The following is a 13614-nucleotide window of genomic DNA, read 5'->3' as shown; positions in this document are numbered from 1 at the left end:
CCGGATCGCACTGTGGAATGGCTTTGTGGGTAAGCGTACTTTGTGCTGGTAGCCTGGATGGAGCCACCGGGGCGGCGCTGTGCGCCGACCCGGTGGCTCCATCCGGGCTACAAGAAAATCAATGCGCGTCGACGGCGATCATCGAGAACCGTACGGGTTCGTCGACATATTTCATCACGGCCGACCGGTAGAGCACGAACAGCGGCTGGTAGCTCCGTGCAGCGTCGTCCTCGACCATTGCCATGCGGCGGTTGTCGAGCATCAGCCAGTGACCGTCGAGCCGTGCGGCGACAACCGCATGCTCTTCGCCGGCCCTGACGTCGCGCACCACGACGATGCGGAGATCTTCGGTGGCGACGCCCGCAAGCTTAAGGGCGGCGAGCTTGGCAATGGCATAGTCCTCGCAATCCCCGGCGCCGCGCGCGAAAGTCGCGAGCGGCGAGCTCCAGACGTCCTCAGAACCGTCATCGGCGGCACGGATGGCGAGGTTGATAGCGCGATTGGTTTCACCCAGCAGAGCGCGGCCGTCACGGCTGCGGGCCTGGTCGACGATGGCGAGCAGTTTCAGCGCAGCGGGCGAAGCGCAATTGTCCCGGTCGCCGTCGCACAGCGCGAGTTGCACCATATCATCGTCGAGCCTGGACCTCAGCGCGAGCCATTTCTGTTGCAGGCTGCCGGCGGAGATGGCGAAGGCGAACACGCCGAACGGCTCGGCGGATTTGCGCACGAGGACGCCGGCTCCCGGCGACAGCAGCGTGCCAGCGCGAAGCTCGGCGGCCGATCCGAGCAGGATCAATCCGCACAGCACAAGGATTACGCGCCAAGCGCGCGAACGAGCAGCGGTCTCCATCTGACATCCCCTTCCAGCTTCGCCAGGTCCCCCTCGACCTGTACGTGCCGGGCTTTGTTGCTTTCGGGGAGATAGTGCGAGGCAGGCGGTTTTGTTCTGCTTAACGCGCCCGGCTGGGATCCCAAAACCGGGCAACAGGCTAAAACGGGTCTGCTCAAATTGCGTAAAATTTTACGATTCGCCGGCTAGGAGGGCGGCGGTTGCCGCGAAGAGGGACCAATTGCAGGCACAAGTTGTCGTGGAACTAATTCTGCGCCTTATGGCTAACGGGTCGCTATTTCACGAGTTCTGTTAGTTGGATCACAGATTTGGCTCGGTATTTGCCGCAGGGTGGTGCGGGGTACCACGAACAAAAGATGACAAAAGTATCTATTGTAGGATTTCTACAATGGAATACACGGGGTGACTTGAAATGAGCGGAAATAAGCGGTGCTTTACTTATGAATATTTCAAAAATTACTTTGCCTTCTCTGCGGATGCCCCGCCGCGCGGGAGCATGGACCGCTTGGTGATGCGAAATCACACAAGCAATAGGTGGTTTCGCTAAGGACTTGGTAATGATATGCAAGTTTAGGCGAGCGATACTTACTTAGATTTTAACTCCTTTTTTGGTGCCCGGATTGAATTACGCTGGCAAATTTGACGCCGCGATTTCCTTGGACGGCTTGGGTTCCCGATCGCCCGCCGATGGCCATGTCGATTCCTTTATCGCGAAGGCACACGGTCACGTGCCTGATGGCGCATTCGTGGTTCCCGACCCGAACCTAATCTTCAACGGCGATTTCAAGCGCGCCGGTCTCGACCTCGTGCTGTCCCATGATGGGCACGATTTCGTCGTTCACGATTATTTCAGGGGCGACAAGCGCGCGGCGATCGCCTCACCCGACGGCGCGCACCTCACCGGGGACGTCGTCAACGCACTCACCGGCCATGTGCAATATGCGCAGGCCGCTTCCGGCATTGCCGCCGCTCAGGTCATCGGCCACGTCACCAAGCTCTCCGGCAGCGCGACCGCGGTCCGTAACGGCGTCTCCGTCATCCTGAACAACGGCGACAACGTCGAGAAGGGCGACGTGGTCTCGACCGGTGGCGACTCGACGCTCGGCATCACGTTCATCGACGGCACGGTGTTCGGCCTGTCCTCCAATGCGCGGATGGTGCTGAACGAGATGGTTTACGACCCCAACGGGTCGAGCAACTCCTCGCTGCTGAGCTTGGTCGCCGGCACCATCACCTTCGTCGCCGGCGAGACCGCCAAGCACGGCGACATGAAGATCGACACGCCGGTCGCCACCATGGGCATCCGCGGCACGGCGGTGCTGACCCAGATCAACTTCGTTGTTCCCGCCGGCGGCGGCGATCCGCAGCCGCAGGCGAGCTTCCAGGTGCTGGTCGAGCCGAACGGCACCACGGGCTCCTACATCCTGTTCGACAAGGTCACGCTGCTGCCGATCGCGACAGTCAACCAGGCCGGCCAGATGATCCAGATCAGCGGCGGCAACGTCTCGATCTCCAATGCCCTGATGTCGCCGGACATTCAGAAGCTGATCACGGACGTGTTCACGCTGAAGTTCACGGACAACAACAGCAACACCAAGCTGACCCAGAACTTCACGGACTCGATCACGCAGACCGGCAACATTGTCTTCATCAAGACGGACACCGGTGCCACCGCGACCGCGACCTTCACGCATCTCCCTGAGCCGACATCGCAGGGGTCCGGCCATGATCCGTCGACCAGTACCCGCATTCCCGGCCCGCCTGTTCGTCAAAGCCTCGATCTCAACGGCAATGTGAAGACGGCGTTCGAGCTGATCGAGCGCGCGGACACGACCGGCGACACAACTCATTCCGACACGATCTCCGGCCTGATCACCTTCGTCGACCAGAACCTGGGCGACCGGCCGACGGTGAGCATAGACCTCGGCGATGCGCCGAACTTTGTCTACAAGAACGCCGGCCAGCAGGATGTCACCGGCGCGCTCTCTGCACTCCAGAAGCAGGACATCGCGGCAACGCAGATCCAGATCAGCGTCGCCGCAGCCGCCGGTAACAACAACAACGGCTCGGCGGTCTGGACCTACACCATTCCCGACCACGTCTTCGACTTCCTCGCGGCCGGTGAAACGCTGACGCTGACCTACAAGGTTCGCGTCAACAATAATTTCTCGGTCAATCCCGAAACGTCGTTCATCGACATCACCATCACGATCACCGGCACCAACGACAAGCCGGTGATCACCACCAGCGTTCCGGTCATCATCTTCGAAGGCGGCACCAGCGTGCCGGGTGGCCCGCTCACCAGCGATGTTCCGACGACGGGCACGCTGAGCTTCGACGACGTCGATCTCACCGACAAGCATACGGTGTCGGTGGCGCTGACCAGCGCGACCCTGCCGGATGGCACCGTTCCGCCGGGGCCGCTCGCGGCGTTCCAGAGCGCGATGTCAGTCGCGATTGCGGCGGGTGCCGACAGCACCGGAGACGGTACCGGCACCATCAACTGGTCGCTGGCTGACCTGCCGGTCTATCTCGCCGACTTCATCCCCAAGGGTGAGGTGCTGACGCTGGTCTACACCGTGACGCTCAAGGATGCGCAAGGCGCCACCTCGCAGCAGGCCATCACCGTCACGATCACCGGCACCGACGCTCCCGCCGTGGTGTGGATCGCGACCGACAAGCCCGGCGCTCCCTCCGGCGGCTTCTGGAAGGACGCCGCGAACTGGGCAACCGGCACGGTCCCGACCATCAATGACGACGTCATCGTCATCACCGATCAGTTGCACGGGCTGACGCCGTCCTATCCGGTGACGATCGACACCGCGGCCTACGCCAAGTCGATCACGATGAACGACTACGACACTACGGTCGGCCACACGGCGCCGGAAGTGATCAACAAGAGTGCGTTGACGATCGCGGGCGAGATCAGCCTCAAGGCCGATTCGAAGCTCACAAATTTCACGGCAAGTACGATCTCGGTTGGTGGCAAGGCCGAGTTCCTGGACAGTAGCGTCCTCACCAATGCCGGCTATCTGACGCTCAAGGGCGGCGGCGATTTCGCCAGCGGTACCACGATCACCAATTCCGGCACGATCGAGCTGTTCGGCGGCACGCTGACGACGCTCGCCACGATCCACAATGCCGGCGGCACGCTGAAGGCCGATGCCGGCACGACGCTGATTGTCGACAGCGCGACGGTCGACGGTGGCACCGTGACGATTCTCGGCACGCTGGAGCTCGACGGCACCAGCCTGATCGAGAACGGCACGCTGAACAATTCAGGGGCAGTCAACGTCAAGGGCACAGCGGAGTTCGCCCACGAGACCGTCTCCAACGCCTCCGGCGGCACGATCAAGGTGCTGGCGAATGGCTGGCTGACGATCGACCAGGGCTCGACAGTCGCCAACAGCGGCAACGTCACGGTCGATGCGACCGGCAAGCTGACGGTGAACGGGGCCACGATCAGCGGCGGCGGCACGGTCACCGATAACGGCGAGATTGATCTCACCGGCGCTGCGGTGCTGAGTGGCGGCACTCTGAACAACAATGCGGCCTTCAAGGTCAGCGGCACCGGCAACGCGCTGGACCATGAGACCATCACGAATGCGACGACCGGCACGATCGAAGTGCTGGCGAACGGCGCGCTGACGATCGACCAGGGTTCGACCGTCGCGAATGCCGGCAACGTCACGGTCGATGCCAGCGGCAAGCTGACGGTCAACGGCGCCACCATCAGCGGTGCTGGGACCGTCACCGGCAACGGCGAGATCGACCTGACTGGCGCTGCGGTGCTGAGCGGCGGCATCCTGAACAACAATGCAGTGTTCAAGGTCAGCGGCACCGGCAACGCGCTCCACCACGAGACGATCACGAATGCGACCACTGGCACGATCGAAGTGCTGGCAAACGGCGCGCTGACGATCGACCAGAGTTCGACCGTTGCCAACACCGGCAACATCACGGTCGATGCCAACGGCAAGCTGACGGTCAACGGCGCCACGATCAGCGGAACCGGCACAGTCACGGGTAACGGCGAGATTGATCTCACCGGCGCTGCGGTGCTGAGTGGCGGCACCCTGAACAACAATGCAACGTTCAAGGTCAGCGGCACCGGCAACGCACTGGATAACGAGACTGTCACCAACGCCGGCACGATCGAGGTGCTTGCCAATGGCACGTTGACGGTCGATCAGGGCTCGACGGTCGACAATTCCGGCGGCAACCTCATCGTCGATGCCAATGCCGCACTGAGGCTGGACGACGCCACGATCAGCGGCGGTGCCGTCAAGGGCGTCGGCACGATCGACGTTACCGGCGCCAGCAAGATCGACGGGGGAGCCATCCTCAGCGTCGCCGCCGTCACCGCCGACGCCGAGTTGACTCTGGATGGCGTCACCGTCTCCGGCACGGTCATCACTGACAAGTCCAGTATTGCGCTCGATAACACCGTCAAACTCAAGGACGGTGCCACGATCAAGGGTGCCTCGACCGCGTCCAAGGGCGCGATCACCAACAACGGCATGCTCGAGATCGCGGGTGCCGCGACGCTGCTCAACGACGTCCTCACCAACACCGGCCACATCGTCAAGATCGACGACGGCCAGACGCTGACGCTGTCTGGCACCGAGGTATCAGGCGGCACCATCAATAACCACAGCGGTACGATCGACGTCACGGGCGACAGCAAGATCGACGGCAATGCCACGCTGAACCAGGGCGCTGTGACGGTCGGGAGCGGCGTCACGCTGACGCTCGACGATACGACAGTTGCGGGAGCCACGATCAGCAATGGTGGCACCGTCAAGGTAGATGCGAGCAAAAACCTGACCCTGTCGGGCGCGACCGTCGACGGCGGTACTGTGATGATCGCGGGCACGCTGGAATCGACCGGCACGAGCGCTGTCGACAGCGCGGATGTCACCAACAGCGGCACGATCTCCGTCACCAGCGGCGCGCTGACGATCGATCCCGGCATTCTCCACGCCATCACCAATCACGGCCTGATCGAGGCGGTGACCGGCGGCGCGTTGAAGCTGACGACCGCCACAGTCACCAACACCGGCGCAATGATCGCGGTCGACGGCACATCGAAGCTTTATCTGTCCGATGTCTCGATCAACGGCGGCAGCCTGAGCAATTTGGGTAACCTCTACAGCGTCTCCGGCCTCAACACGATCACGGCTGGCGTCACCAACACCGGCGCCATCGAAGTCCAGACCGGCACGCTCAACCTCGCCGGTGGCCTCAGTGGTGTCGGCTCGGTGATCATCGACGATGGTGCGACGCTTGAGCTCGCGGGGGCGACGGCGCAGACCATTGCCTTCGCCGGTGGCGTCGACACGCTGCAACTCGACAAGGTGGCGGGCCAGAGCTTCACTGGCACTATTGCCGGCCAGTCGACGAAAGCCGGCACGTTCACGATCAAGGGCGCGGCCGATATCACGACAGCGAGCGGCGATGCACTCGACTTCACCGCATCGGGCGGCACATCGGCAACGCCCGCCGACATCGTTCTCACGCCCACCGGCGCACTGACTGGCGCGGCCAACGGCGTCGCGGTCACCCAGAACGGCACCGGCGATATCTCGTTCACGGCGACCGGCGACATCAAGGGCCTCGCCGGCCACGGCATCTGGCTGCGCGACAGCGCGACCGGCGCGGGCGGTATCACCGTCAACAATCTCACCGGCAAGGCGACCGGCACCGGCGCGAATTCGGTCGGCGTTCTTGTCGAGAATTTGAACAGCGCCAGCGCCGGCGGCATTTCGATCACCCAGCTCGGCGGCGCTGTCGGCGGCGCATACGGCATCGATGCGGTTACGCAGGGCGGCGGCGACATCACCATCAACGCCGGTGGCGTGATCACCGGCAGCTCGATCTATGGTATCCGGTCGCGCAGTTACGGCGCCGGTGACCAGGCCGTCACGACCAAGGTCGGCAGCGTCGTCACCTCGGGCAGTTCCGGGATCGTCGCCGTCAACCGATCAAACGTGCTCGGCGCGGCATCCGCCAGCACCATCACCGTCAATGCCTACGGCACGATCAATTCTGGCAGCAGCCTGAATCTCGGCGGCAATCCGCCAGGCGGCATCGAGGCCGGCTACACCGGTGCCACCAATGGCACTAACGCCAACACCGCGGTCAACGGCACGGTCGTCGTCAACAACCATGCCAACATCACCGCGTTGGCCGGTCACGGCATCAACGCCTATAATTACGGGAACGGCGACGTCACGGTGATCAGCTTTGCCGGGACGACGATCTCTGTGTCGGGTTCCGAGAGCGTCGGCATCAACGCCGCGGCATTGAGCGGCGGCATCGGCGACGTGACGGTCGTGCTCGGCCAGAATGTCACGATCTCGGGTGCGACGAGCTACGGCATCAGGGCCTACAGCATCGATGCGGGCGACATCAGCGTCACCATGGCGAACGGCGACAGTATCACGTCTGGCAGCACCGGTATCGTGGCGGTCAACTACGCCACTGCGATCGCTGCCGGCATCGGGAGCACGATCTTCGTCGAGGCCCATGGCACGATCCACTCCGGCTCGACCTCGAACAACGACGGCACCATTCCGGGTGGGATCATCGCCGGCTATAAGCCGGGCGGCACCGGCGTGTTCTCAAGCGCGGTCAAGGGCGACGTCACCGTCACGAGCGATGCAACGATTATCGCCGATGCGGGCTATGGCATCGAGGCGTTCACCTGGGCCGCCGGCAACATCACGGTCACGACCGGCGCGACATCCTCGATTGCCGCCGCGGGTACGGCGATCGGCGCCTTCGATCACGGTGGCGGCGACGTCAGCGTCACCAATAATGGCTCCGCTACCGGCGCGGTCGGCGTGTCTGCCATCGCCAACGGCAGCGGCGACGTCACCATCGTCAATCACGGTGCTATCACCAGCACGAGCCTCGCCGGCATCAGCGTGACGCAGAACGAATCGGGCGCGACCGGCTCGACCCATATCACCAATACCGGATCGATCGCGGCCCCGAGCGCCCATGCGGCGATCTTCATCCAGGAGAACGCGACCGGCATCGCGCAGATCGACAATTCCGCCACCGGAACGATCGGACCCGCCCTCGCCTCGTCCGTGACCGCTGCGACCTACGCCATCGTCGAGACCGGCGGCGCCATCACGATTAACAATGCCGGTCACATCAACGGCAATATCTCGGTCGCCACCGCGACGTTCAACAATGAGCTGGGCGGCACCTGGACCGTCGCCGGCACGGGCGTCTTCGGCAATGCGTCGTCGATCGTCAACCACGGCGCCATCGATCTGCATGGCGCGTCGATCTCAGGGACCGGGCTGAGCGTCGAGAATTGCGCGACCATCGACAGCTGGGGCACGGCGTCGATCACGGGCACCATCGCCAATGCCGGCAGCATCGAGGTCCATAATGGGGCGCTGACGCTGTTCGGCTCGCTGTCCGGTGCGGGCTCGGTCACCGTCGATGTCGGCGCGTGGCTGAAGCTCGAGGGCACGGTGACGGCCACGCAAACGATCACGCTCGACGGCGACGGCGCCCATCTTCAGATCGATACATCGGCCTTTGGCGGCTCTATCGGCGCGCTGTCTACGAACGACACGATTGATCTGTCGACCATCAAATACGGGCTCGGTACCAGCGCAGTCTATGTCGCCAACAGCAATCCCTCCACCGGCGGCGTGCTGACGGTAACCGATGCGGACGGCAATCACATCAGCCTGGACTTGGCCGGCGCCGACTACAGCAATGCCCATTTCGCTGGGAGTGACGACGGCACCGGCCACACGCTGATCACGATGACCGATGACCACGCGCCGGCCTTCACCGCCGGCGGCGTGCTGGCGGGGGGCGTGTCCGAGCAGGCGGATGCCACCGGCGACTTCGCCACGTCCGATACGTCAACGCCCGCGACCGGCGCGATCGACTTCACCGACATCGACCTGACCGACCTTCCGACGGCACAGATCACCGGCCAAGCCGTGACCTCGCTTGGCGCCGATCACATCACCAACCTCACCTGTTTGCTCACGCCCGACGATATCGCGGCGCTCAAGAGCGGACTGACGCTTTTGCCGCAGGCTGGGCTGAACAATGGCACCGTCACCTGGAGCTATTCGATCGCCGACGGAGCGCTGGACTTCCTCGCCAAGGACCAGACCGCGAAGGTCGTTTCCACCATCACGATCACGGACGATTACGGCGAGACCGCCACAACCAACGTCACGATCACGGTCACCGGCAAGAACGACGCACCGACCCTGGCCGCGGTCACCACGGATCCGCTCGTCGATACGGCGATCGCCGACAGCTTCTCGGACATCACGGGAACGTTGGTCGGAACCGACGCCGACCATGGCGAGACGGCGGGGCTGACCTATGCCGTTCTGAACGCGGATAGTCACGGGACGACGGCTGGCCTGTACGGCTCGCTGACGGTCAACGAAAACGGCACCTACACCTACGTTCCCGACGCGGCTTCGATCAACGCGCTTTCGGAAGGCAATCATATCGATACGTTCACGGTGCAGACCACGGACGCGCAAGGCGCCGTCGGCACGGCGACGTTCGAGGTGAACGTAACAGGCGCCAACGACGCGCCGGTGATCACGGCCGCAAGCGGCGACAACGCCGTCGCCACCGTGAGCGAGACCGATGCGGGGCTGGACAAGACCGGCACGCTGACGCTGTCCGATCTCGACACCGCCGATCACGTCAGCGTCGCGCGCAATGACCATGTCGACGTTTATCTCCAGGGCGATCTAAAGGCGGACGGGTTCGAAGGGTTGTGGGCCTCGGACCTGCTGAACTATTTCACCGTGCCCTCTGGCGAAATCCTGAATGGCACGGCCAACCACGCCCAGTTCACGTGGGAATTCAATTCGGGCAGCCATGCCTTCGACTTCCTCGCGGCCGGCCAGACACTCTCGCTGCAATACACGATCGTGCCGAGCGACGGGCACACGGCGACCGGCACCGGCAACGGCGTCGTCACCATTAACATAAACGGCACCAACGACGCGCCGACGCTCGACAGCACGACGCTGGCCTCGGTTACGGGCAACGAGAGCAATCCGGGCGGAGCTACGATCGTCAGCCTGTTCACGGACAAATTCCACGACGTCGACACCGGTGCAAGCTTCACCGCGGTCGCGGTGACGTCGGACACGGCCTCTGCTGCGCAGGGCATCTGGCAGTACGAGCTCCACGGCACCGATCAATGGGTCGACATCGGTTTGGTCAGCGACACGAGCGCACTGGTGCTGAGCACGGATACGCTGATCAGGTTCGTGCCGGCCATTGGCTTCACCGGGACGCCGGATGCGTTGGGCGTGCATGCCCTCGACGACACCTATACCGGTGCAATCACCGTTTCTTCGTCGCCCGCGATTATCGATCTTACGGCGACGGGCACCGGCGGAACGACGCCTGTCTCGCACGACCTCACCACTATCGATACGGAAGTGACGGCGCCACCCGCCTACGGTCCTGTCATCAACACCGATCACTTCCAGGTCTCGCACAGCAACGAGTTGAACACCGACTCCATCACCCGTCTCTCAGTCGTCGACACCGATTCCGGTGCCGCGACGGACGACTTCAAGATGACCGCAGTAACCGGGCATGATCCAGATAGCAGCGTCGATCCGGGGACGGCTTGCGGCAACCTCGACGATATCAACTCCGCCCTCGCCGATGGGGTCACCTACATTCCAGGAGCCACCCCGCCCGCGACCGACCAGATCACACTGACGGTGACGGACAAGACCACGGGCCTGTTCGACACCGTCCACTTCATCTTCAACGAGGCCGGCGACACCAGCCAGGGCGTCAGCCTGCAAGGCACCAGCGGCAAGGACGTCATCTTCGGCACCGATACGAACGACACGCTGACCGGCGGCGACTCCAAGGATCAGTTCGTGTTCGCACCGGGCGTGCTGTACGACGATAACGGGCAACCCCTCACCGACTTCTCGCACACCATCACGGACTTCACCGGGGGCCTCGACAAGATCGACCTGCGGCAGTTCTCGAGTGTCAGCTCCATCAACAATCTCACCATCGTCCAGCAGCAGGACTCCGACGACACGCTGGTCACCTGGCAGCAGCAGGTAAATCCCCTGGAGGGCGCGCCGATCACCGAGCATGAGGCTCTGTTGCTCAAGAACGTGATCGCAGCCAGTCTCAAGGGTAGCGATTTCATCTTCCATATCACCTGATCGCGGCCGGGCCTGCCTGCTGTCGGCCCGCAGCTCGACCGCGGCAAAAATTCCATAGTCCTCCGCATTCAGGAATGGCCAATCGCGGGCCGGCGCTCCATTATCGCCGCGCACGCGAGGTGCGGGTTTGCAGGAAGTCCGGTCGAAATGAAACGTCTCAAGATCCTGCGGCGGTGGTTTGCGCGGAAGTTGGGGTTTGCGCGGCTGATGTGCCTTGCGCTGCTGGTGCTGTTCGCCGGCGCTCGCCTCTGGGATCCGCCGCCGATCCAGGAACTGCGGCTGCGCACCTTCGACATGTTTCAGTTGATCGATCCGCGCCACAAGACGGCGCGGCCGGTCACCATCGTTGACATCGACGACAAGAGCCTCGCCAAGCTCGGCCAGTGGCCGTGGCCTCGGACGCGGATCGCCGACCTGATCCAGAACCTCACCAGTCACGGGGCGGTGGCGATCGGCTTCGACATCGTGTTCTCGGAGGCCGACCGGCTCAATCCGGATCTGGTCGCGAGCCAGATGCGCTACTTGGACGACGCCACCCGCGCCAAGCTGCGCGAGCTGCCGAGCAACGACCAGATACTCTCTGAAGCGATCAAGCGCTCGCGCGTGATCTTGGGCGAGACCGGGCAGCGGGCGATTTCGTCCGAGGTCGACAAGTCGCTGCCCTTTACTGGCGTCGCAACGGTCGGCGAAGAGGGTGCTGAGCGCTTCCTGTTCGAGTTTCCCGGGCTGTTGCGCAACGTGCCCGAGATCGAGAAGGTCGCGGCCGGCCGCGGTCTGTTCTCGATCAAGACCGAGCGCGACGGCCTGATCCGGCGCGTGCCAATGATCATGCGCGCCCAAGGCATGGTCATGCCCTCGCTCAGCCTCGAGATTTTGCGCGTCGTCACGGGCACGCCAACGCTGCTGGTTCGGACCGATAAGACCGGCGTGCGGGCCGTGCGTCTCAAGGGCGTGGAGATCCCAACCGACAGGAACGGTCAGCTCTGGGTGCATTATGCGCGGCAGGATCCCTCGATCTACGTCTCGGCGGCCGACGTGCTCGACAACACCGTTGCGCCGAACAAGATCGCCGGCAAGCTGGTGCTGGTCGGCACCTCCGCGGTCGGGCTCAACGACATCAAGACCACGCCGGTGTCCTCGACCATGCCCGGCGTCGAGATCCACGCCCAGGTGCTGGAGAGTGTGCTGAGCGGCGCGGTGATCTCCCAGCCGAATTATGCGCTCGGCGTCGAGCTGCTCGCCGCGCTCGTCATCGGCTTGCTCGTCATCATCTTCACGCCGAACCTCGGACCAGTCCGCCTCGTGCTTGCCGGCGCGACCTTCGCCGCGATCCTGATCGGAGTGTCCTGGTTCTTCTATGCGCAGCACCGCTATCTGATCGACTTCACTTATCCTCTGCTCTCGACCACGGCGATCTATCTGACGCTGATCTTTGCCAGCTTCGTGCGCGAGCAGCGGCAGCGCGTGCAGATCCGCGGCATGTTCGCGCAATACATGTCGCCGGTGCTGGTCGAGCAGCTCGCGCAGTCGCCGGAAAAGCTGGTGCTCGGCGGCGAGGAGCGCGAGATGACGATCATGTTCTCCGACGTGCGTGGCTTCACCACCATATCGGAAACCTACAAGCACGATCCGCAGGGCCTGATCGCGCTGATGAACCGCTTCCTGACCCCGCTGACCGACGTGATCATCGATCAGAAGGGCTATATCGACAAATATATGGGCGACGCCATCATGGCGTTCTGGAACGCGCCGCTCGACGATGCCGAGCACGAGGTCAACGCCTGTGAAGCGGCGATCCAGATGTTGGAGAAGATCGACGCGGTGAACAAGGACCGCGAGCAGGAAGCCATTGATGGCGGCCACGTCTACATCCCGCTCAATGTCGGTATCGGTCTCAACACCGGCATCGGCGTCGTCGGCAACATGGGCTCCGACCTGAAGAAGAACTATTCGGTGCTCGGCGACAGCGTGAACCTGGCCTCGCGCCTGGAAGGCCAGTCGAAGGAGTACGGCTTTCCCATTATCGTCGGCTCCCGCACCGCGCTCGCCGCCAAGGACAAGTTCGCGATCCTCGAACTCGACTTCATCATGGTCAAGGGCAAGACCGAGCCGGAGGTGATCTACGCCATCGCCGGCCGCGCGGACGTGATGCATTCGGGCGCGTTCCAGCGGCTGCGCAACGTCACCATCGAAATGCTCGCCTGCTATCGCAGCCGCGACTGGCAGGGCGCGCTGGACGCGATCGAACGCGGGCGCAAGAGCGAGGATGCGGACACGCTGGAAAAGCTGTTCAAGCTCTATGAAGTGCGCATCAAGGAATTCCAGGTCAATCCGCCGCCGGAGGGGTGGACCGGGGCCTATGCGCTGCTGACGAAGTAAGGGGGCGTTTGCTAATGGCCAAACCCTCCGTGGGGGGGGGGGGGGGGGGGGGGGGGGGGGGGGGGGGGGGGGGGGGGGGGGGGGGGCGGGCCGCGGGGGGGGGGGGGGGGGGGGGGGGGGGGGGGGGGGGGGGGGGGGGGGGGGGGGGGGGGGGGGGGGGCGGGGGCGGGG

At 63.7% G+C, this 13614-nt stretch carries 3 protein-coding genes; 2 read left to right on the top strand and 1 reads right to left on the bottom strand.

Annotated elements, in window-relative coordinates:
- Window positions 1–118: 118 nt before the first annotated feature.
- Window positions 119–850, bottom strand: a complete 732-nt coding sequence (locus tag AC0L3P_RS25955; protein WP_354063683.1) for a transglutaminase-like cysteine peptidase — start codon at window positions 848–850, stop codon at window positions 119–121.
- Window positions 851–1578: 728 nt separating this feature from the next.
- Between AC0L3P_RS25955 and AC0L3P_RS25950 the strand changes: the two genes are divergently transcribed.
- Both AC0L3P_RS25950 and AC0L3P_RS25945 read left to right on the top strand, forming a co-directional pair.
- On the top strand, window positions 1579–11064 hold the full coding sequence (locus AC0L3P_RS25950) for a VCBS domain-containing protein (RefSeq protein ID WP_473306233.1): 9486 nt from the start codon (window positions 1579–1581) through the stop codon (window positions 11062–11064).
- Between the two features lie 147 nt (window positions 11065–11211).
- Entirely contained in the window at window positions 11212–13443 is a 2232-nt protein-coding gene (locus AC0L3P_RS25945; protein ID WP_473306230.1) for a CHASE2 domain-containing protein, read from the top strand.
- Window positions 13444–13614 lie beyond the last annotated feature (171 nt).

The organism is Bradyrhizobium sp. WSM4874 (assembly GCF_055811835.1).
This window is presented reverse-complemented; position numbering and strand designations above follow the sequence as displayed.

Bases quoted from the DNA above. Each gene is read 5' to 3' on its own strand.
- AC0L3P_RS25945 (WP_473306230.1), top strand. From the start codon at position 11,212: ATGAAACGTCTCAAGATCCTGCGGCGGTGGTTTGCGCGGAAGTTGGGG.
- AC0L3P_RS25955 (WP_354063683.1), bottom strand. From the start codon at position 850: ATGGAGACCGCTGCTCGTTCGCGCGCTTGGCGCGTAATCCTTGTGCTG.